Consider the following 22,518-nt stretch of genomic DNA (forward strand, 5'->3'; position numbering starts at 1 on the left):
AAATGCAGCAGAAGGCAGGGTAAGAAAGGGACGGAGCGGAGCAGGTTGGGGAGCCCTGGCTAAGCGATACGGATTCTGGAAAACAATGGACAGTCGTTTCTGCAAATGGCAGGAGGACGGAACTGTTTTGCGAATTGTTTAAGCGCTGAGTGAGGGCGGATATGGAGAATCGATCGCTGGATTCTATCAGAGTAGCAAACAGGAAAAGCGCCAAGCGGACACGCCCGGCAACAGGGGGGCGCTTGGCGTTATTTTTTGACCAGTAAATCTCATACGGAGTTTAACTCTCATGATATCTGCGTACACAATCAGCACGGCGCTGAATTACGCAATCAGAACCGCCGCTGCACAGCGCGGCAAAAGCAAAATCTTTCCTCGGGAGAGCCCCTCACACGTGAACCAATCATATGCTTTTTATTTGGCGCTGCGGGGGGCCCTCCAAATAAGATTTTCCACACCACCTGTATTAAACCCCTGTCCGCCGGCACCTTTATTGCTCTTTCGGGACGGTGTGCCGTGCTTCAGTTCATTTGTGATGGCGGACGGTGCGCAGCCGACCTCTCTGGCTATGGCTCTTATATCGAGACCTCACTTACGGAGGACCTTCATGGATCCACGCTCTTCAGGCCCTAAATGCTCGCCCTTCTTGCGTTCTGGCTTTACTGTGATATAACCTTGGCTATCCATAGTGATTGCCCTCCTTTGGAAAAATGGTTGTGTGAGATCTCCATTCTACCATACGGGTTAAATCGCTATGGATTTTTACTGCCTGTCCAACTTCATTTTACAATCAATTAAGAAACTTTTTGTAGATAAGCAGGCAATCACATATGAGCCGTGATTTCTTGAAGTAGAAGCACTACGACTTATTTTAGCGTTCTTTAGCGGTTTATTTAAATAGCAATGTAAAAAGTTATTGTGCTAATAAAAATGTTGACAAATATTATTCAATAATATAGTATGAAGAAAATTATACAAAGGAGCTGATTGGATGGCAATCGGAAATCGCGTGTATCTCAAGCGCGCGCTGCCCAGCCAAGAGTTACTCGATGCGTTCGCAAAAATCCCTGCGGCAAACATTGCAGACACCATGGGGCGGTCCTGCGCAATGAATCCCCGCCTAAAACGGATGAGCGGGGCAACGAATATCATGGTGGGTCCTGCGCTGACGGTAAAGGCCAGAGCAGGGGACAACCTCTTTATTCATCAGGCGCTGGATATGGCCCAGCCCGGGGACATCATTGTGGTATCCAACGATGAGGACTCCACCCGCGCGCTGATGGGCGAGGTAATGTTTACTTATGCGCAATATCAGCGCAAACTGGGCGGACTGGTAGTGGACGGCCCTGTTCGGGATCTGGATGCGCTGCATGAAATGAAGCTGCCTGTCTACGCCACAGGTTCCACGCCGGGTGGCCCTCATAAAAATGGTCCGGGCGAGATCAATGTACCCATTGCCTGCGGCGGCATCAGTGTCAATCCGGGGGATATTATTTTGGCCGATACCGACGGAATCATCGTCATTCCGCTGCGGGATGCCGCTGCGGTTCTTGAAAAGGCACAGGCTTTTTGCCAGCAGGACGAGGCAAAGGTTCGTGCCGCCAGAGAAGGGACCTCCAAGCGGGAGTGGGTTTTGAAAAAGCTCCGCGAACAGGAAACGGAATTTGTGGACGAGATATACGGGGAGCACGCTTAAATCACGCGGAAGTCTGACCATACGGCAACTGAGCGCCGGGCGCTTTAATTTGGTGTAGGAGATGTTATTATGAGAGAAAAACTGCTTGGGAAAAAATATCTACCCCATCGGACCATCCTCGGTTTCCTTTTGGGCATTGTCATCGGCTTGTTCTTCTACGATTTCTCCGTCTGGGTCAAGCCTTTCGGCACGGCCTTCATGAATATGATCAAAATGCTGATTGTGCCAGTAATCTTTTTTAGTCTTACCAGCGGCATTGCTTCGATTGGTGATGTAAACAGGCTTAAACGTGTGGGTGCGAAGGTTGTTGCGGTATATGTTGCCATGACGGTTATCGCCTGCATGATCGGCCTGGTCATCGTAAATATTATTCATCCCGGCGTTGGCTTTGACACCAGTGTACTTAGTGCCTATGACGCATCGGAATTGACCACACCGGATTTTGGCGCGTTTTTGCTGGACATGATTCCCACCAACATTGTCGCGGCCATGTCGGATCAGAATATTATGCAGATGATCTTCTTTACCCTGATCTTTGGTATTTCTCTAGTATTTCTTGGAAAAAAGGCTCAGGTGGTTACTGACTTTATGACCCAGACCGCTGGCGTGATCTACAAGATGCTGGATATTATCATGATCTACTCTCCCATCGGCGTGTTTGCGCTGATGGCCAACACCACCGCCGTCTATGGCCCACAGCTCTTTGGCTCTCTTGCCAAGTTTGTCGCCACCGATTATACCAGCTGCCTGCTTGCATGGGCTGGCTTCAGCCTATTTGTCAAAGCATACACCGGCGTGCGGTACGGAAAAATGTGCAAGGCAATGGTTCCCATCTGGGTGAATACGCTGGCGACCAACTCCTCCGCCGGTACCATTCCTATCACCATGGACGTGACGACCAAGCGTCTGGGGATTCCCAACAGCATTGCTTCTTTCTCCATTCCTCTGGGTGCCACGATCAATTTAACCGGCGCGGCCATCTACAAGACCATTCTGGCTTTCTTTGTGGCTGAGATATATGGTCTTACTCTGACCCCCAGCCAGATCATTATGGTCATCTCCATTTCTACACTCATGTCCATCGCGGCTCCCGGTATTCCCGGCGGCGGCATTGTCACCGGCGCGATTTTCCTGAACCTTTTGAATCTTCCTATGGATTTGATGGGCCCCATCGCCGGAATGTACCGCCTCATTGATATGTCTCACACCACACTGAATGTCTCCGGCGATGTGCTGGGAACCATGTTTGTGGCAAAGAGTGAAAATCTCTGGAATCCCAAGGAGTTTAACGAATCCACCGCCGCGTTTGAGACGATAAATGTAGAATAACAAGGGAAAGGAAATTAGAAAATGGGTACGACACTTGCGCCGCGCATGAGTAAATTTAGCGGCTCACCAACCTCCGCCTTGATCGCAAAGGTTGCGGAACTGAAGCGGCAAGGAAAAGACATTATCTCTCTGAATGTGGGAGAGCCGGATTTTGGCACGCCGGACTATATTAAGGTGGCCGGAATGAAAGCCATTGCCGACAACTTCACCAAATACACTTCGGGCAACGGAATTTTGGAGCTGCGCGAGGAAATTATCAAAAAACTTAAAGAAGACAACCATGTGGAATACAGCGTCAACGAGATAACCACTGCCGTTGGTGCAAAGCAGGCCATTGCCAGCAGTATGATGGTCATTGCCGGCCCCGGCGATGAGGTGCTGTTGCCCATCCCCTGCTGGGTGAGCTACACGGAAATGATTCGTCTGGCGGGAGCCACACCAGTCTTTGTCCCCGTGCGTCCGGATAACTATGAGCTGGATTTAGACGCAATCAAAGCGGCGATTACTTCAAGGACAAAGGCCATTATTATCTGTACGCCCAACAACCCCACCGGCGCCGTTTACAGCGAAGAAAGTCTGCGCAAGCTTGCGGACCTGGCGCTTGCCCATGACTTTTTTATTGTGGCTGATGAAATCTATGAAAAACTAATCTATGACGACGCAAAGCATTTTAGCGTCGCTTCCATTTCCAAGGAAGTGCGGGATCTCACCATCACCATCAACGGTTTTTCCAAAGCCTATGCCATGACCGGCTGGCGCATCGGCTATGCCGCGGCCCGCGCGGATGTGATTAAGGGGATTATGGCGGTACAGAGTCAAACAACCTCCGCCACCAGCGCCATTTCCCAAAAGGCCGCTGTTGCCGCCCTCCGCGGTTCACAGCATGATTTGACAATTATGGTGGAGGAGTTTAAGCGCCGCAAAGATTATGTCATTTTGCGGCTAAATCAAATTCCGGGCATTACCTGCCCCTCCGTAAAGGGTGCATTTTATGTTTATCCCGATGTGCAGGCATATCTTGGAAAGTCTTTTGGCGCGCGGAAAATCGCAACAGCGGTGGATCTGTGCCAATATCTGCTGGACGAGGCGCTGATCTCCACAGTTCCCGGAGAGGCATATAATGTCCCCGGAAAGATTCGCATTTCCTATTCCAATTCCCTTGAGAATTTGGAGCAGGCATTGGATCGCTTTGAAAAAGCCTTGGCGTCTCTCTCCTAATAATCTCATATTTTGCGTATTGAAAAGGCCGGATCCTCCTAATGAGGATCCGGTCTTTTCTACGGCTGCGGGATTGACCGAAAAAAACAAATGTGATATGCTGATTTTGGAAAAGGGAAGGGGAAAAGCCTATGAATGATCTTGTTTCCAAAATACAAAAAATGGCGATGACCCGCACAGACAGCAGTATTGCTGATTATGTTCTGGACCATCTGGACACGGTGGGATTCCAGACATCCACAAATCTTGCTATGGCGGTGGGTGTAAGTGATGCGTCGGTGATTCGGTTTATACGCAAGCTGGGTTTTGGCGGCTACGGTGAATTTCGCAATGCGATGAACCGCCGCATTGCTGAGCAGTACCAGAGTCAAAAAGATCTCTCTCCCAGCGAAAAGTATGATTTTACTCGAGACAGCCTTCATAAAGACAGTCTCATCAGCGACGTTACCCGCTATACGCTGGACAATCTCCAACAGAGCCTTTCCAAGTTGGATAATGCCACGGTGGATAAAATTGTAGACACGATTTTAAACAGCGACCGGAAATATGTGGTTGGTTTTCGCGGAACCGCCTGTTGCGCACAGTATATGGCCAGTAAACTGATTTTGCTTCTGCCCCATATTATTCCGATTACCCATGCGGATGCCACGGCGGTTGAGAATGTGGTAGACATCACGGCGCAGGATTGCCTGATTTTATATAGCTTTCCGCGTTATTCAGAGCTTTGTCTGGTGCTGATGAAAATGGCCCGGGAGCGGGGCGCAAGAATTATTCTGATTACAGACCGGCTCACAAATTCGCTGGCCGCGCTTGCAGATTCCGTGGCCATTGCGCATGTTAAAGGGCTTGGTTTTACAAACTCTTATGTGGTTCCCCTCAGTGTATCTGAGGTAATCCTGCTGGCCATCAGCGGACGCAGCAATCTTACGTCGGATGCACGGATTCGGGAACTGGACGAAGTGATCGGTTCAGAGAAGTTATATTGATCTCTTATGCGGAGATTCTGTGCTTTCGGGAAGAACCCGGATTCATTAAGGAGAACGTTTAGAACTAAGACCATGAGTATCGTTAATCCTCTGAAAAGGCTTGCCGTCTGCAAATGCAGGGGCAAGCCTTTTATTTAATAGCGCCGGCAAGGACAGCAGGACGCTTTTTCGCGTGATAGCTTATTTTCATCTGACTGCTACTTAATGTCTCCTGAACAAAGGCTGCTTTTTCTTGGGGATCATCCATAATTCCAAAAGAGTAAGCAATCGCAGCAGGGTGCACTGAATCTTCCCGAGGCTCAGCACCAAAATAGAATAGCAACGCTGTGGGCGATGGTTTCCCGCAGCTTGGTCGTAATCAGTCCCAAGCCGCACTTGCGCTTGGCCAAACTGAACCGCCGCTCCACCTCCACACGCTCACATTTGTCCAGAAAATTCTGTGTTTTATCGGGGATTTTGCCCTTCTTCGGCCTGCCCAGCGCGGGACCGGAGAGATGAGTTCCATGTTCCTTGCAATAGCGTAAATTCTCCCGGTTCCGATATATCTTATCCGCCAGAATCCAGCTGGGATAATGCCCTTCCCGTTCCTGGACGCATTCCGATATGGCAGCGAGATTCCCCGCCTCGTTGTAGGTGTTAAAGAAGAAGCACTCCAATCTGGTCCAGCCGTTTACCACACTGATGTCCAACTTCGCGCCAAACTCTACAGGCTTTCCCTCCTTGCCTTTCCGGTTAGTAAACAAGGCGGCATAGCGATCTTCAATTTCCATCCAGAGGATGGGCTGCGCCTTCTTCACCCAGCGGTTGTCCTCTTTCAAATGCATCCCTACCGGTGCCTGAAATCCGCAAGACTGATCTGCCCATTGCTGTATTTGTACATCCACATCACGCTTTTGTGCAAGATTTTTTGACTCTTTCCGGCTTTTTCCCTGCACATATTATACCATGCTTGGGACTCAAAGTCTTGTGCTACAAGCGGTTTTGAATTGGTTAGGAGACATTACTTAGCGTTTTTTTCCGCGCTAAACATCCAAAAAAGGCCCTCCGGCTTTCGCCGGAGGACTCGTTTTAATTTGTCCGCTTTGCTTAGAGCAGCGGGAAAATGAACAGCTTGAACAGGAACAGCGCACCCAGCACCCACATCACGACGCCGGGTTCCTTGGCCTTGCCCTGCACGACCCGCACCAACAGATAGAACAGGATGCCAAACATAATGCCGGCGGAGATGGAGTAGCCCACAACCATGAAGATGATGGCAAACACGCCGGGAACCAGCGCTTCCACCTTTGTCCACTCAAACTCCTCCATCGGCTCGCACATCATGATACCCACAACCACCAGCGCAGGCGCGGTTGCGAAGCTGGGGATGGCGCCGATAACAGGGAAGAAGGGGACCGCCAGCAGGAACAAAATGGCGGTGGTAACGGCGGTGAGTCCCGTGCGTCCGCCCTCTTCCACACCGGAGGCGCTTTCCACAAACGTGGTGACGGTAGAGGTGCCCAGAATGGCGCCCACCGTGGTGGCCACAGCGTCGGAGGCAAAAGCCTGATTGACGCCGGGGAAGTTTCCGTTTTCATCAATCATTTTGGCCTTGGTGGCAACGCCCGCAAAGGTCCCCAGCGTATCAAAGATATCCACATACAGGAAGGTAAGCGTAACCATGATAAACTGGGTGATGTTTTTGCCGCTGGCAAATGCGTCGCGCAGACCTGAGAAGCACAGGCCGAAGGTTTCCGAAAGACCCGAGAAGGAAGTGAAGCTAATCAGGGCAGAGGGGAACAGTGAATACGCGCTTGCTTCAGGATTTACCTGATACCAGCCGATTCCCTGGGCGGCCATCCCCATAAACCAAGTCGCAAAGATGCCGATCAGCAGCGCGCCCTTCACCTTCTTCATCCAAAGAATTACCGTGATAGCAATGCCAAGAAGCGCCAAAAACACGCCCGCTTGGGTCAGGTTCGCGTTTACCTCAACCAGCGTGGCGCCTCCCACGATGATGCCCGAATTCTGGAAGCCGATGAACATGATAAAAAGACCGATACCGGCCGAGATGGCCAGACGAAGCTGCTTGGGAATTGCGGTAAGCAGCTTGGAGCGTATACCGGTAAGGCTGAGCACCAGAAAAATGCAGCCCTCCACCAAAACCGCCGCCAGCGCAAAAGAAGGGGAGAAGCCCATGGCGAATACCACCGTGTAGGTAAAAAAGGCGTTCAGGCCCATACCCGGCGCCTGCGCAAACGGCATTCCCGCCCACAGGCCCATCAGCATGGTGCCAAGACACGCGGACAGCGCCGTAGCCAGGAAAACACCGCCTGCATTCAGTCCGGCCTGACTCAAGATTCCCATGTTTACCGGAAGAATATAGGCCATGGTGATGAAGGTGGTAATACCCGCCAGAATTTCCGTTCTGACGGTACTCCCGCGCTCGGTGATCTTAAAAAATTTGTCCATTGGATACCTCCTAAAATAGTAAGGGTCTTGTTTTTGGTCACACGGCCCCCGCTGCCTTGGCCCCCCTTCCCCCGCTGTGCAGGCGGCTTCTCAATTGGCTTTCTCTTTGCGGAAAACTAAAAACTGCGCCGCAAAGATATACACCAAGGGTTTTCCCATACGGTACAGCATATTACATAATGATACATAATATACAGTATAACATTTTATACATGAATGTCTATAATGGCAGTTTTCACAAAAAACATTGGCAAAAATTTTTATTTGTGCACCTCTTTTTCAACAGGTTTTTTCAGACTTTATAACTTCTTAGGAATAAAACCCCGTGTTTGTTTACAGACTGTTCACATCAAATGCATAATTCCGCAATGTTTTTCGGGTATCTTAAGAATCAGCAAAGGGGACTCCCACCCCGATGCGTTTTCTCCCTCCTAAAACACACACAGCAAAAAGGACCGCTTCGGCGGTCTTTTTTGCGTGCTTTTTTAAAAGCGCCCCCGCAAGGCGGCGGCAGAACGCTTTCATTTTCCGTCTCGCCTGCAAAATTGCTGCACCGCCATAGCCGTAACGACACTTTCCGTCTTGCGAAATGTTTCGGCGTGGTATACTATAAGAACAATATTTTTACTCGGGAGGCGTTTTGCATGAAAGACGGTTTTATCTCTGTCGCCTGCGGCAGTCCCCGGCTTCATCTGGCTGACTGCGCCCGCAACGCGGAGGAAACCTTTACCCTGATGCGCAAGGCAGAGCAGGCGGGGGTGAAGGTTTTGGTGCTGCCGGAGCTGGGGCTGACAGGCTATACCTGCGGCGACCTTTTTTATCAGGAATCTCTGCTGCGCGGCGCGGAACAGGCCCTTTCAACCGTGCTGGAGGCCACCCGGAATCTGGAGGTTGTCACTGCCGTGGGCCTGCCTGTTCGATTTGAAAACAAATTGTATAACTGTGCAGTGGTTATACAAAAAGGAATAATTCTCGGTGTAGTCCCCAAAGCGCATCTGCCCAATTATGGGGAGTTTTACGAAAAGAGGCAGTTTTCACCGGCTCCGAAAGATCCGTTTAATATGGTTAAGCTTTGTGGCATCGAGGTATGCTTTGGCGCGGAAATTCTCTTTTCCTGCGAAGAAATGCCGGAGCTGACGATGGGCTTTGAAATCTGCGAGGATTTGTGGGCTCCCTGTTCCCCCTCCGTCACCATGGCGCAGACGGGGGCCACCGTCATCGGCAACCTGTCCGCCAGCAACGATTTGGTGGGGAAGGACGCCTACCGCCGCCAGCTTGTGACCATGCAGTCGGCAAAGCTTTTGTGCGGCTATATATATGCCAGCGCAGGGGAGGGGGAGTCCACCTCCGACGTGGTGTTCGGCGCGCACCAGCTTATTGCAGAAAACGGAACCCTTCTGGCTGAACAGCGGTTTGAAGGCGGACTTTTGATTTCTGAAATCGATGTGGCGCGCCTGTGCTATGAACGGAGAAGGACCCAGATTATGCCGGAGCAACCGGTTTCCACGGCCCCTGTTACAGTACCCTTTTCCCTGACGGTGACTCGGACGAAGCTCACCCGTTATGTGGCCCCTATGCCCTTTGTCCCGGAGGGGCGAGAGGACCGGGACAAGCGCTGCCGGGAAATTCTGCTGATCGCTTCCCTTGGCTTAAAGCATCGGCTGGAGCACACGGGGTCTAAAACCGCCGTAGTGGGTCTTTCCGGTGGGCTGGATTCTACGCTGGCCGTGCTGATTGCCGCTCTTTCCATGAATTTACTCGGCAGACCCATGACGGATATTGTGACGGTGACCATGCCTTGCTTTGGCACCACCGACCGCACGAAAAACAACGCGGTGATTCTCGCGGAACGACTGGGAACCACGCTGAGAACCGTGGATATCTCCGCCACTGTCCGCAGCCACTTCCGGGATATCGGGCATGACATGAACGACCACTCCGTTACCTTTGAAAACGGACAGGCCCGGGAGCGGACGCAGGTTTTGATGGACATTGCCAACCAGACCGGGGGCCTTGTCATCGGCACGGGAGATTTAAGCGAGTTGGCTCTTGGCTGGTGCACCTACAACGGCGACCATATGAGCAACTACGCCGTCAACGCCTCTATTCCCAAAACGCTGGTGCGCCATCTGGTGGCCTATCTGGCCCGGGACAATCAGGATAAGGACGGGGACCTCACCGGCGTGTTGGAGGACATTCTGGACACGCCTGTGTCCCCGGAGCTGCTGCCTGCCGTGCGTGGCGACATTGCCCAGCGGACCGAGGACTTGGTGGGGCCTTACGAGCTGCATGACTTTTTCCTGTACTACTTTTTGCGCTGGGGCTTTGAGCCGGGGAAAATTTTTCGGCTTGCGCTGTATGCTTGGGCCGAGCGGTATGACCGGGCGGTAATTTTAAAGTGGCTGCGGGTGTTTTACCGGCGGTTTTTCTCCCAGCAGTTTAAGCGCAACTGCCTGCCGGACGGGCCGAAGGTCGGCTCTGTGGCGGTATCCCCCCGGGGGGACTGGCGGATGCCCAGCGACGCGCAGGCCGCCCTGTGGCAAGCGGAGCTGGACACGCTGGAATAAGCGCTCTGGGGCACACCGGTTAAGAGGCCCGGATTTTACAAGCTTAAAGGAGTTTTCATGAAAACTGTCACCATCTATACCGACGGCGCCTGCTCCGGAAATCCCGGCCCCGGGGGCTGGGGATCTGTCCTGCTTTACGGAGAGCACCGCCGGGAGCTTTCCGGTGGGGAACCGGCCACCACCAACAACCGCATGGAGTTGACCGCCGTGATCGAAGCGCTGTCGTTTTTGAAGGAGCCTTGCACCGTGGATTTGTGGAGCGACTCCAAATACGTGATTGACGGACTGGAAAAGGGTTGGGCAAAGGGCTGGAAAAAGCGAGGCTGGGTGAAGTCCGACAAGAAGCCCGCGCTAAATCCGGATTTATGGGATAAGCTGCTGACCTTGACGGAAACCCACACCCTTCGTTATCATTGGGTGAAGGGCCATGCCGACACCGCAGAGAACAACCGCTGCGACGAGCTGGCGGTGCTGGAAAGCAGAAAATATAAGTAAGCAGGTTTTATCTCTAAGGTTTAAAGAATTTTTCTGTGACCTTAAAATACTATGAAAATAAGGATTAGATGAATTTGATTCCTCTAATCCTTATTGTTTTGTTTATAGATAAGCCTTCTTATTCTAAAAAAGACTTTTTGCAGAAGGAATTTATGCGAAAACAAAAAAGTTTTCCACAAAGCATAAAAAAGGGCTTGCCGGATGGCAAGCCCTTTTCTTTTCAATGATTATTCCTGATGTTCGGAGGAAGTCCCGTCTTCTTCCAAAGCTTCCTCTTCAACAGAAGCTTCCGCTTCTTCGGAAGTCTTCTCTTCAACAGGCAGGCTTTCCCCGTCGGGAAGTTCCCCGGTCATTTCCTCGGAAGTCTCTTCCTTGTCCGTCAGGGCAAGGGAAATCACCTGATCCCCGTCTTCCTTAAAGCGCATGACAATGACGCCCTGAGTGGACCGTCCGGCGATACGGATGCTGTCCACCGCCGTGCGGATGAGAATGCCGCTTTGGGTAACCAGCAGCAGATCCTCGTTGCCGTCCACCACCTTCATACCCACCACGGGGCCGGTTTTCTCCGTCACCATGTAGTTACGGATGCCAAGGCCGCCACGGTTTGTAATCCGGTAGTCCTCCACGGGGGTGCGCTTTCCATAGCCATTTTCCGTGATGGAGAGAACCGTTTTTCCTTCCAGCGCACGGGCGGCAGCCACCACATAGTCGCCCTCCCGCAGACGAATGCCCCGGACGCCCGTGGCGTCCCGGCCCATGGCGCGCACGTCCGTTTCATCAAAACAGACGGCCTGCCCGTCGTGGGTGGCAATCAGAATCCGCTTGGTTCCATCCGTCTCCCGGACGGTAATCAGCGCATCCCCTTCGTCCATCCGCAGAGCGCGAATCCCGTTGTTCCGCAGATTTTTCAAGGTAGCCACCGGCAGGCGTTTCACCGTGCCGTTCCGGGTCACCATGAAGAAAAACCGGCTCGTGTCCTCTAAAGACCGAGTGTGGACCATGGCCTGCACCCGCTCTCCCTGCTCAATTTGAAGAATGTTGATCAGGTTCGTCCCCTTGGCTGTTTTTCCGGACTCCGAAATCTGATAGCCCTTCTTCCGATAGACCTTTCCGGTGTCGGTAAAGAACAGGATATAGTCATGGGTGGAAGCAGTGAACACATCCACCACCACGTCCTCTTCCCGGGTGGTAATACCCTTTTTGCCCATGCCGCCCTTGGACTGCGCCGTGTATTCACTGACAGGGGTTCGCTTGATATAGCCCGCTTCCGTCAGAGTGAAGACGCACTCCTCCTCTTCGATCAGGTCCTCAATATCAATTTCGTCCTCCACGTCCTGAATCTCGGTCTTACGGTCGTCGCCGTATTTTTCAGCGATAGCGGTCAATTCTTCCTTCAGTAAGGCGCGGATTTTTTCGTTGGAAGCAAGAAGGTCTTCATAATACCGGATTCTCTCCTCCAGATCCTTATACTCCGCCTCCAGCTTTTCCCGGTTCAGGCCCTGAAGGGAAATAAGCCGCATTTCGCAGATAGCCTGCGCCTGAATCTCGTCCAGGCCGAATTTTTCCATCAAATTCAGCTTTGCATTGTCATAGCTGCTGCGAATGACCCGGATCACTTCGTCGATGTGGTCCTGCGCGATGAGCAGGCCCTCCAACAGGTGGGCGCGCTCCTGCGCCTTTTTCAGGTCGTACTTCGTCCGGCGGACAATCAAATCCTCCTGAAAGCGAAGGTATTCGTCGATAATGTGCCGCAGGGACAGAATTTTCGGCTGGGACTGGTTATCCACCAGCGCCAGCATATTGATGGCAAAGCTGGACTGAAGCTGAGTCTGAGAGAACAGGCGGTTAAGCACTACCTGAGGGTTTGCGTCCCGCTTCAGCTCGATGACCATGCGCATTCCGTTCCGGTCCGACTCGTCCCGGATGTCGGAAATGCCTTCCAGCCGCTTATCCTCCACCTGCTCGGCCATGTTTTTGATCAGCATCCGCTTGTTGACCTGATAGGGAATCTCCGTCACCACGATGCGGGTACGGTCCTTTCCAAACTCCTCAAATTCCGTCCGGGCGCGAATTATCACCCGGCCCCGGCCGGTGGCATAAGCGGCGCGGATACCGCTGCGGCCCATGATAATGCCTTTCGTAGGAAAATCGGGACCTGTGACATGCTGCATCAGGTCCGCAAGCTGAACCTCGGGGTCCTCCAGCACATGGATGCACGCACCGATGACCTCCCGAAGGTTGTGGGGCGGGATGTTAGTGGCCATGCCCACGGCGATGCCGCTGGAACCGTTGACCAGCAGGTTAGGAAAACGGGAAGGGAGGACCTTGGGTTCTTTTCTCGTTTCGTCAAAGTTGGGGGACCAGTCCACCGTCTCCTTTTCGATATCCCGAAGCATTTCCTCGGAAATTTTGGAGAGGCGGGCCTCCGTGTATCGGTAAGCCGCGGGGGGGTCTCCGTCCACGGAGCCGAAGTTTCCGTGTCCGTCCACCAGCATATAGCGCATGGAAAAGTCCTGTGCCAAGCGCACCAGCGCGTCGTACACCGACGCGTCTCCGTGGGGATGGTACCGGCCCAGCACGTCGCCAACGGCGGTGGCGCACTTGCGGAATGCCTTTTCAAAGGTCAGGCCGTCCTCGTACATAGCGTACAAAATCCGGCGGTGGACGGGCTTCAATCCGTCCCGCACGTCCGGCAGGGCCCGGCCCACAATGACGCTCATAGCATATTCGATATAGGATTTCTGCATTTCCGTGACCAGAGGGGACTGCTCAATTTTCTGGTTGGGGAACCGAATCTCCTCGGGGTCGTACTGCGGTTTCTTACTCATGTTCGGCTCTCCTCCCTTAATAGTCCAGATTGACCGCGTATTTCGCGTTTTTCTCGATAAATTCTTTCCGCGGCTCCACCTTTTCACCCATCAAAATGGAGAACGTCTCGTCGGCGGCCACCGCGTCGTCCAGCGTAATGCGGCGCAGAGTTCTCTTTTCCGGGTCCATGGTGGTTTCCCACAGCTCGTGGGGGTTCATCTCGCCAAGGCCCTTGTAGCGGCTGATATCCACCTTCGCGTTGGGATTGTCCTGCTTAAGATCTGTGGAGATTACGCGGCTCTCCTCCTCCGTATAGGCCACCCGGGAAGTCTTTCCTCGGCTCAGCTTAAAGAGGGGAGGGACGGCGGCGTATACATACCCCTGCTCCACCAGCGGCCGCATAAAGCGGAAGAAAAAGGTCAGCAGCAGCGTACGGATATGGGAACCATCCACGTCCGCATCCGCCATGATGACAATTTTGTGATAGCGCAGGCGGGAGACGTCAAATTCCTCCCCGATACCCGCGCCCAGAGCGGTAATCACGGGCTGGAGCTTGTCGTTTCCGTACACCTTATCGGCTCGGGCCTTTTCCACGTTCAGCATTTTGCCCCACAGCGGCAGAATCGCTTGAAAGCGGGAGTCCCGCCCCTGTGTGGCGGAGCCGCCTGCGGAGTCGCCCTCGACGATGTAGAGCTCGGTGAGCTCCGGGTTGGCCTCGTTGCAGTCCCGCAGCTTGTCGGGCATGGCCGCGCCGCCCAGCGCCGTCTTGCGTCGGATGGATTCCCGGGCCTTTCGGGCGGCCTCCCGCGCGCGGTTGGCCGTGAGGGATTTATCCAAAATCATCCGTCCCACCTGGGGGTTTTCCTCCAGATAGGTTTCAAGCTTCGCGGAGACAATTCCATTCACCAGCGTGCGGATTTCACTGTTACCAAGCTTCGCCTTGGTCTGTCCTTCAAACTGCGCGTCGGTCAGCTTCACGGAAATGATGCAGGTAATGCCCTCCCGGCAGTCCTCGCCGGAGACCTTGTCGCCCTCCTTCAGCATACCGATTTTCTTTCCGTAGTTGTTCAGCACGTTGGTAAGGGCACGCTTGAAGCCCTCTTCGTGCATACCGCCTTCTGCGGTGTGAATGTTATTGGCGAAGGAGAGCATGTTCTCGTTATACCCGTCGTGATATTGCAGGGCAATTTCAGCCATGGAATCGTCCTTGCTGCCGCACATATAAATCACGTCAGAGTGAATGGGGTCCTTGGTGCGGTTTAAGAAAGCCACAAACTCCCGGATACCACCGGCGTAATACATTTCGTCGGCCTGCTCCCGGCCCTCTCTCAAATCGGCCACCTTGATTTTCAAGCCCGCATTCAAAAACGCCTGCTCCCGCATATGAGTATGGAGAATGTCATACTCGTACTCCGTGGTGTCACGAAACATCTCTGGGTCGGGCTTAAAGGTGACGGTGGTTCCGGTGTGGTCGCTGGTACCCACTACTTCCATTTTTTTGGTGATTTCACCACGGGCAAACTGCATTTCATAAATTTTTCCGTCCCGGTGAACCTGAACCACCAGCCATTCAGACAGGGCATTTACCACGCTGGCTCCAACGCCGTGGAGTCCGCCGGAAACCTTATAGCCCCCGCCGCCGAACTTTCCGCCTGCATGGAGCACGGTGTAAACCACCTCCAGCGCGGGCTTTCCCGTCTGGGCCTGGATGTCCACGGGGATACCCCGTCCGTTGTCCACCACGGTGATGGTCCCGTCGACGTTGATCTGCACCAGAATATCCGTGCAGCAGCCGGCAAGGGCTTCGTCGATGGCGTTGTCTACAATTTCATACACCAGATGATGAAGACCCGAGGAGGATGTGGACCCGATATACATACCGGGCCGCTTGCGAACGGCCTCCAGCCCTTCCAGCACCTGAATTTCGGATGCGTCGTATTCATTTTCCGCGCCCACCGATGTGGGATTCAGTGTCTCATTTTCTGCCATTTGGTTTCTCCTTCCGTATAACAGGGCAAGCAGAGCCGGGCCCGCGATTTTGCAGGCCCGCTTCTCCCCGCCCCTAGGTCAAGTCTAATCGCGTTTGAAACTTGCTCAAAAACCGCCTCCGTATCGCCATTCATTTCTTAACCCAAGCATATTTTAAAGTGGCTCCCCTAAAAGGTCACAGAAACTGTCGTCGAAAATACTCACAACTCCAGCTCCAGACTTTCCGCCCGCTTTTGCAGCGTGGAGGGGCCAAGCTGGGAGAGATACACAATCTGAGGATGATAGGGATGGTCGCACACCACAAAGGACTTCGGCAAAGCCCCGGAGACGTCCAACACCACGCCCTCGCTCTCCGCCTTTGCAAGATATTCCCGGGTCCTTTTTCCATAACTGCATTTATCCAGATCAAAAATTCCCACCACCCGGTTCTCCGGGACAATTTCGTTCTGACCAATATGAAGATACAAGGTGCGTCCTCCTTTTTTCCCTCAAACGCCCAAAGCGCGCATATACCTTTAAGTTTCACGTGAAACATTACGGGCGCAGGCGGTTTACTCCGCCCGACCGCTTGCCACATGAAACACCTTCCCCCCAAGAAGCACGGGAAGCCTGTCATCCTCGCAGCAGGTGATAAACACCTGCCCCCCCGCAATGCGGTTCAGTACAAATTCCTGCCGCCGGGGGTCCAACTCGGAGAGCACATCGTCCAGCAGCAGGACAGGAGCTTCACCGGAGGCATTTTTGTAAATCTCCCGCTCGGCAAGCTTTAAACTCAGAGCCGCCGTGCGGGTCTGTCCCTGAGAGCAATAGGTTTTAGCGTCCCGCCCGTCGATTCCCACCACAAGATCGTCCTTATGCGGCCCGGATAAACACAGCCGGGAGGCAAGCTCCGCGCACTTGTGGTTTTCCATATGGATTCCTAGCTGCCGTGCCAAAATTGCAGGCTCCGCCAACGGGTCCTCCACGGAGGAGACAGTTTTATAAGAAACGGACAGGCGTTCCTTTCCACCGGAGCAGTCCGCATGGTTAGCGGCGGCTGTAGCCGCCAGCTTCTCTACAAACTGTGCCCGATAGTGAATCAGCACCGCGCCGCACTGCACTAGCCGCTCGTTAAACTCCGGCAGCATCTGCAAAAGTCCGGGCTGCTGGTCGCAGTCCCGCAGAATCCGGGTTTTATGAGCATACGCCCGTCGATAGGACGCAAGGGCAGAGGCATATCGGGGGCGGAGCTGACACAGGGCGTTATCTAAAAACCGCCGCCGGGCCGCAGCCCCGTCCCGAATCAGAAGCAAATCCTCCGGGCAAAAAAACACGGTTTGCAGTACGCCGGAAAGCTCCGTCGCCGTTTTTGCGGGGACCTTGTTGATCCAAAGTTTCCTTCGCTTTCCCCGATACAACTCTGCCCTCAAGACAAATTCCCGCTCTCTTGAAAAAACTTTGCCGGACAAAACGGTGTTTTCCGCTGAAAATGCAATCAGTTCACGGTCGCTTTTCGCCCGGTCGGAGCTGCCGCAGGAAAGATATTGGACAGCCTCCAGCAAGTTGGTCTTTCCTTGTGCGTTGTCACCGAAAATCACATTGCAGTTTGGGTCAAAGGACAGGTCCTGGCGGGTATAGTTGCGGAAGTTTTCAAGATACAGTCCGTCAATTCGCATAGACCGGAGTACACTCCTGCCCGTCCAGCCGGGCCACGTCGCCGGGACGCAGTTTTTTGCCCCGCTGGGTGCAGGTTTCACCGTTCACCATGACCTCGCCGCCTTGAATGCGCTCCTTGGCTTCGCCTCCGGAGTACACCAGATTTGCCAGCTTTAAAAGGTCCTGAAGCTTTACATATTCCGTCGTAATCGTGACAGTTTTCATATTAGTCCTGCGCTTTCAGCCGCACGGGCAACACCATATAAAGGAAGTTCTCCTCGCCCTCGGTAGGGACGATGACAGCGGGGGAAACGCCTGTGTTCAACTCAATTTTCACCGTGTCGGCAGGGGCATAGCGCAGAGCTTCCATCAAATAACGGTTATTAAAGCCGATTTCCAGCTCTCCGCCGTCGCCCGCCACGCGGCAAACATCCTTGGCTTCGCCGTTGGCCGTCTTCGCGGAAAGAATCACCCGGTCCTTGTCAAACAGGCATCGCACCGGGCTTTTCAGTTTTTCGGAGATCACCACGCTCACTCGGTCGATACTCTGAATCAGCTCTTTGGTGTCCGCCACCACGGAAATAGGGTTTTTTCTAGGCACAGCGCTCTTATAGTCCAGAAAATCCCCTTCGAGACGGCGGCAGATCAACTGCGTTTCGCCAACCTCAAATAAAATGTGGCGCTTTCCTAAGGTAATTGCCGCCGTATCCTCCACGTCACCGCAGATTTTTTCAATTTCGTTCAGTGCGGAGCCGGGAGCCACGAAGGAAAAGTACCCGCCGTTGACCCGCTCTAAAGGCTCCTTGCGGATAGCAAGCCGGAACCCGTCCACAGATACCACGGTCAGTCCGTCTTCGCCGATTTCAAACAGGGAACCGGTGTGAACCGGACGGCTCTCGTTGGTGGAGACGGCAAACAGTGTCTCCTCAATCATGGATCGCAGGGTTTTCTGCTGAATGGAGACAGAATATTCATCCTCCACCTCTGGAAGATCGGGATAGTCCGCGGCGCTGAGACCCATGATGTTAAAATCTGCGTCTCCGCACTGAAGGCGGACTGTCAGCCTGTCGTCGGAAGAGAAGGTAATCACATCGTCCGGCATCCGCCGGATGATATCGCCGAAAAGACGCGCGTTTAGAACCAGCGCGCCGGGTTCCGTCACGTCGGCGGAGAGAATGGTACGAATACCTGTCTGCATATTGTAGCCGGAAACGGTGACTGTTTCGCCAGCGCGAAGCAGAAGACCCTCTAGCGCGGGGATGGAGCTTTTCTGCGATACGGCGCGGGAGGTAACAGCCACCGCGCTTTGCAGTAAGGCTTTTTCACAGGAGAATTTCATAGGCTTTTTTCCTTTCTGTGGAAGCTTTTCTTTTTTTGGTGAAAGCCGAGGGATAAAGAGAAAGTTTGCGGTTTTCGCGTTCTTTTAGAAAAGAAAGATATATTTCTTAGTGATAGTCATAGTAGAGGGACAAAAACAGTGGAAAAGCGCGGAAATCCTTGTCAGCACAGGAAAAGTTTTTAAGCAGGCAAGCTGGGAAAAGAGGGGTACTTTTCCACAATGGGTATAAAGACCCCGGTTTTCCACAAAACTGTTTTTCTTTTCCACAGGAGGAGTGGGGAAAACTCAGTGCTTCGAGCTGATGTTGGTTTTGATTTCTTTCACTGCCTCAGCAAAGCCCGCGTCGGATTTCATCTGCCGTTCTACCTTCTCAATAGAGTAGAGCACGGTGGAGTGGTCCCGGTTTCCGAAGAACTTGCCGATATCGTCGCTGGAGAGGTTTGTCATGCTGCGAATCAGGTACATGGCGACCTGCCGGGCAGCCACCGCCTCCCGCACTCGCTGCTGCCCCCGAATGACTTCGGCGGCCACGCCGTAATACTTGGAGACAAAATCCACGATGGAATCCGAAGTGGGAAGGTTCTCCCCCCGGCGGAGAATATCCTGAATGGCCCGTTTCACCAGATCCTCGTCCACGTCGTCCCCCAACAGGTCCTTATAGGCGAGAAGCTTGTTGATGGTTCCTTCAAGCTGCCGGACGTTGGAAGTGACGCGTTCGGCGATGTAGGCGGCCACCTTGTTGGGAATTTCCATGCCAAGCAAAGCGGCTTTGTTTTTGATGATGGCCATGCGGGTTTCATAGTCCGGCGGAGCCACGTCCACCAGAAGTCCCCATTCAAACCGGGTGCGCAGCCGGTCTTCCAACTGCATCATTTCCGAGGGGGGACGGTCTGAGGTAAGCACAATTTGCTTTCCGGACTCGTAAAGATTGTTGAAGGTGTGGAAAAATTCCTCCTGCGTTTGCTTGCGTCCGGCGATAAACTGCACGTCATCCACCAGAAACAGGTCTGCCTTGCGGTATTTCTCCCGCATTTCAGCGGTTTTGCCTCCCTGAATGGCCTCCACCAGTTCGTTGGTCAAATCATCGCCTTTTACATAGGCAATTTTTGCGTTGGGGTCGTCTTTTTTGATGACGTGTGCAATGGAGTAAATCAGGTGGGTCTTTCCAAGGCCGGAATCTCCGTAAATCAGCAGCGGGTTATAGTTTTTTGCCGGATGCTCCGCCACGGAGATGCAGGCGGCATGTGCCAGCTTATTGCTGGAGCCCACCACAAAGCGCTCAAAGGTAAATTCGTCGGAGGTAAATGCCTCCGACTTCTTTTTCTGGGCGCTGCCTGAAAAAATGGCATATTCCTCAGCGGTGAGGACCGTTACTTCAAAATCGGTGGAAAAGATATCGTGAAGGGCCGCCTTGATGTTTTTTATGAACAGGCTCTCAATGTAATTTTTCTTGAAGTCGTTGGGACAGTACAGATAAAAAACGCCGTCCCGGAGATCCACGGCTTCCAGTTCGTCAAACCAGGTGGCAATGGTCGTCTCCGAGAGGTCGCGTTTTAACTGAGTGAGGACGTTTGTCCAGACGTCGGCTACGGAATTCAAAAGTAAAGACACCTCTCTTTCCCTGCGAGCAGGGGAAATCATATACCCATTGATTATACCAAAAAACACATAAAAAAACAACACATATTCTAATAAATAAGGATTGAAAAAATAGAAAGTAAAAGCACAATATCTGGAAAAAGTGGCGGCAAAAAACGGCCATCTTGTGGTTTTGTCCGTCAGGTTCTGAAAAAAAGGCAATTTGCCTGAAAATTTCGGCGTTTGCAAGTTTTTATTGACAGTATTTTGATTTCCATGTATACTGTTCCGTGCATTGAATTTGCGTTTTTTATTTGTTTACTGCGCGGCGGCAACGCCGTGTCGAGTAAGAGCCGTCATAAAGGCGGCCGGAAAAGATTTCAGTACAGGAGGTGTCTCAACATGGCGACAAAACGTACCTATCAGCCCAAGAAGCGTCACGGACAGAAGGTCCACGGCTTCCGCAAGCGGATGGCCACCGCTGACGGCCGCAAGGTTCTTGCCCGCCGCCGCGCCAAGGGCCGTGCTCAGCTCAGCTACTAAGTTGCTGCGCGCGGGGTTTTTCTCGCGGAGGACCTGCTGAACAAAATAGACAGGGACGGCAGGAAACCGGTTTTCCTCCGTCCCTTATTGGCTTGGTCGGCAGATCCTCGGTCATCGGAAACGAACAGGAGAATGCATGAAAAAAGCCGTTACGCTGAAAAAAAATCATGAGTTTCGCCGCCTGTACGGCAAGGGGGCTTCCGCCGCCGGAAGCGGGCTTGTGATTTACTGCCGAAAAAACCGGCTGGGGCACAACCGGCTGGGCGTTACCGTATCCACCAAGCTTGGAAATGCGGTGGTGCGCAACCGGGCGCGCCGCAGGCTGCGGGAGACCTATCGGCTGAACCAGCACCTGATGCGTCAGGGCTATGACATGGTTCTGGTGGCGCGCCACCGGGCGGTCAATATGCCTTGGGGAGAGCTGAACGCCAGCTTTTTAAAGCTTTCGGGAAAGCTGGGGCTTTTGGAGGAGGCGCTTGGGTGAAACGAATACTATTGGCGCTGGTGAGATTTTACCGAAGGGCAATCTCACCCTTTCGTCCGCCCTGCTGCCGGTTTTATCCAACCTGCTCCCAATATGCGCTGGAAGCCATTGAAAAATATGGCGCGCTGAAGGGCGGGTATTTGGCTGTGCGCCGCGTTCTCCGCTGCAACCCATTCCACAGGGGGGGCTACGACCCCGTGCCTTGAGCGTAGTGAGATTTGTACACAAAGGAGTCTTCCAATGGGATTTTTAGGAACCATGGGATATTACGTCTGTATCCCGTTTGCCGCCCTTTTGCGGCTGTTTTACAATATGACCGGCTCCTATGGTCTGTCCCTGATTTTCTTCACGCTGGTGATCAAGCTGGTGCTGCTGCCGTTCCAGATGAAGAGCAAAAAGAGCATGGTCCGCATGAACCGCATGAGCGGAAAGATGAAGGAAATTCAGAAGAAGTACGCCAATAACCCCTCAAAACAGCAGGAGGAAACCCAGAAGCTGTATGCTGAGCAGGGCGTCAGCCCCATGAGCGGCTGCTTGTGGAGCATGCTGCCCATGTTCTTCCTCATCGCGCTGTATGCGATTATCCGCCAGCCTATCACCCATTTCATGATGCTGGACGCAAGCGTGGTGGATTCGGCGCTTTCCGCACTGCGATCTGCCGGCATAAATATTGCCGACATTGCCACCACCACCAAGGAAGGGGCCTTGCAGGTCACCTCCTTCGGGCAGATTATGATGGTCAACGCCATCAACACCCAGCTTCCCGAATTTGCTGCCAGCGTCCCCGGCTGGATCAGCGTGAATTACAGCTTCCTGGGAATGGACCTGTCGGTTCTGCCCAGCAATGTGCTTCAGGCATTTACCTTTACCTGGGCCAACATCGGCGTGATTCTGATGCCCGTGATTTCCGCCGGACTCAGCTTCTTGATGAGCATGGCATCTATGGCGGGACAGGACAAGAGTAGCCCCGCTGCCCGGCAGATGAAGACGATGCTGTGGATGATGCCTCTGATGTCTCTGTGGATCGGCTTTACCCTGCCTGCCGCATTGTGCGTGTACTGGATTGCCCAGAGCGCTTTCTCCGCGGTGCAGGAGTGGTTTATGGGCAAGTTCTATAACCAGAAGATCGAAGAAGAGGAAAATGAGCGGCAGGAGGCCATTGAGACCGACCGCCGCCGCCGTCAAGAGGAGGCCAAGGGCAAGCAGGAAGAGCTGCGTCAGCAGCAGGCCCTGAAGCCTTCGTTGAAGGAAAAGCGCAAGGCTGCGCAGGATGCCAAGAGCAGCAAGCCAAAAAAAGCCAGCACCAATGAAAACGGCCGCATGGGCGACCGTCCTTATGCCCGCGGCCGCGCCTATCAGGAAAATCGGTACGGCGATTCCAACGAGAAATAAGGAGCTTT

General features: G+C 53.2%; 19 protein-coding genes. 10 read left to right on the plus strand and 9 right to left on the minus strand.

The features are described 5' to 3' along the window. Positions 1-991: 991 nt before the first annotated feature. The 4 genes from RTK01_RS05770 (at position 992) to RTK01_RS05785 (ending at position 5,229) form a co-directional block, all read left to right on the plus strand. Positions 992-1,696: an RraA family protein gene (locus RTK01_RS05770; RefSeq protein WP_293010095.1), complete on the plus strand. Its 705-nt coding sequence runs from the start codon at positions 992-994 to the stop codon at positions 1,694-1,696. A 69-nt stretch (positions 1,697-1,765) separates the two neighbouring features. Continuing rightward, complete coding sequence (locus RTK01_RS05775; protein ID WP_293010094.1) at positions 1,766-3,025, plus strand: dicarboxylate/amino acid:cation symporter; 1,260 nt, start codon at positions 1,766-1,768, stop codon at positions 3,023-3,025. Between the two features lie 21 nt (positions 3,026-3,046). Then, on the plus strand, positions 3,047-4,243 hold the full coding sequence (locus RTK01_RS05780; protein WP_312280060.1) for a pyridoxal phosphate-dependent aminotransferase: 1,197 nt from the start codon (positions 3,047-3,049) through the stop codon (positions 4,241-4,243). Positions 4,244-4,374: 131 nt separating this feature from the next. Further along, entirely contained in the window at positions 4,375-5,229 is an 855-nt protein-coding gene (locus RTK01_RS05785; protein ID WP_312280061.1) for a MurR/RpiR family transcriptional regulator, read from the plus strand. Positions 5,230-5,528: 299 nt separating this feature from the next. Here the strand turns inward: RTK01_RS05785 and RTK01_RS05790 are convergent, their stop codons facing one another. Next, positions 5,529-6,053 (minus strand): transposase, encoded by a 525-nt coding sequence (locus tag RTK01_RS05790; protein WP_312280062.1) that lies wholly within the window; start codon positions 6,051-6,053, stop codon positions 5,529-5,531. A 262-nt stretch (positions 6,054-6,315) separates the two neighbouring features. Next, a complete protein-coding gene (locus RTK01_RS05795; RefSeq protein WP_312280063.1) occupies positions 6,316-7,680 on the minus strand; it encodes an NCS2 family permease in 1,365 nt (454 codons plus the stop codon). Between the two features lie 644 nt (positions 7,681-8,324). Here RTK01_RS05795 and RTK01_RS05800 point away from each other — a divergent pair. Together RTK01_RS05800 and rnhA are read left to right on the plus strand one after the other, a co-directional pair. Further along, positions 8,325-10,247, plus strand: a complete 1,923-nt coding sequence (locus tag RTK01_RS05800; protein WP_312280064.1) for an NAD(+) synthase — start codon at positions 8,325-8,327, stop codon at positions 10,245-10,247. Between the two features lie 57 nt (positions 10,248-10,304). Continuing rightward, positions 10,305-10,742, plus strand: a complete 438-nt coding sequence (rnhA, locus tag RTK01_RS05805) for a ribonuclease HI (RefSeq protein WP_312280065.1) — start codon at positions 10,305-10,307, stop codon at positions 10,740-10,742. Between the two features lie 227 nt (positions 10,743-10,969). On the opposite strand, the gene gyrA is transcribed toward rnhA, so the two are convergent. From gyrA to dnaA, 7 genes are all read right to left on the minus strand, one after another. After that, positions 10,970-13,570 (minus strand): DNA gyrase subunit A, encoded by a 2,601-nt coding sequence (gene gyrA, locus RTK01_RS05810; RefSeq protein WP_312280066.1) that lies wholly within the window; start codon positions 13,568-13,570, stop codon positions 10,970-10,972. Positions 13,571-13,586: 16 nt separating this feature from the next. Then, a complete protein-coding gene (gene gyrB / locus RTK01_RS05815) occupies positions 13,587-15,539 on the minus strand; it encodes a DNA topoisomerase (ATP-hydrolyzing) subunit B (protein WP_312280067.1) in 1,953 nt (650 codons plus the stop codon). A 200-nt stretch (positions 15,540-15,739) separates the two neighbouring features. Next, positions 15,740-16,006 carry an extracellular matrix regulator RemB gene (gene remB, locus RTK01_RS05820; RefSeq protein WP_312280068.1) on the minus strand — a complete coding sequence of 89 codons (267 nt, stop codon included), beginning with the start codon at positions 16,004-16,006 and terminating at the stop codon, positions 15,740-15,742. 84 nt (positions 16,007-16,090) lie between these two features. Further along, a complete protein-coding gene (gene recF, locus RTK01_RS05825; protein ID WP_312280069.1) occupies positions 16,091-17,194 on the minus strand; it encodes a DNA replication/repair protein RecF in 1,104 nt (367 codons plus the stop codon). Next, a complete protein-coding gene (locus RTK01_RS05830; protein WP_312280070.1) occupies positions 17,184-17,399 on the minus strand; it encodes an RNA-binding S4 domain-containing protein in 216 nt (71 codons plus the stop codon). The genes recF and RTK01_RS05830 overlap by 11 nt, the downstream gene beginning before the upstream one ends. A gap of 1 nt (position 17,400) precedes the next feature. Continuing rightward, entirely contained in the window at positions 17,401-18,513 is a 1,113-nt protein-coding gene (dnaN, locus tag RTK01_RS05835) for a DNA polymerase III subunit beta (protein WP_312280071.1), read from the minus strand. A 285-nt stretch (positions 18,514-18,798) separates the two neighbouring features. Beyond that, positions 18,799-20,112 carry a chromosomal replication initiator protein DnaA gene (gene dnaA / locus RTK01_RS05840; RefSeq protein ID WP_312280072.1) on the minus strand — a complete coding sequence of 438 codons (1,314 nt, stop codon included), beginning with the start codon at positions 20,110-20,112 and terminating at the stop codon, positions 18,799-18,801. A gap of 381 nt (positions 20,113-20,493) precedes the next feature. Here dnaA and rpmH point away from each other — a divergent pair, with 381 nt between their 5' ends. From rpmH to yidC, 4 genes are all read left to right on the plus strand, one after another. Next, positions 20,494-20,634, plus strand: a complete 141-nt coding sequence (rpmH, locus tag RTK01_RS05845; RefSeq protein WP_312280073.1) for a 50S ribosomal protein L34 — start codon at positions 20,494-20,496, stop codon at positions 20,632-20,634. 136 nt (positions 20,635-20,770) lie between these two features. Then, positions 20,771-21,118, plus strand: coding sequence for a ribonuclease P protein component (rnpA, locus tag RTK01_RS05850; RefSeq protein WP_312280074.1), 348 nt, complete (start codon positions 20,771-20,773; stop codon positions 21,116-21,118). Continuing rightward, positions 21,115-21,324: a membrane protein insertion efficiency factor YidD gene (gene yidD, locus RTK01_RS05855; protein ID WP_312280075.1), complete on the plus strand. Its 210-nt coding sequence runs from the start codon at positions 21,115-21,117 to the stop codon at positions 21,322-21,324. The genes rnpA and yidD overlap by 4 nt, the downstream gene beginning before the upstream one ends. Before the next feature lie 34 nt (positions 21,325-21,358). Beyond that, complete coding sequence (gene yidC / locus RTK01_RS05860) at positions 21,359-22,510, plus strand: membrane protein insertase YidC (protein ID WP_312280076.1); 1,152 nt, start codon at positions 21,359-21,361, stop codon at positions 22,508-22,510. Positions 22,511-22,518 lie beyond the last annotated feature (8 nt).

It is taken from the genome of Oscillibacter sp., assembly GCF_031978065.1.
GTDB lineage: Bacteria > Bacillota > Clostridia > Oscillospirales > Oscillospiraceae > Oscillibacter.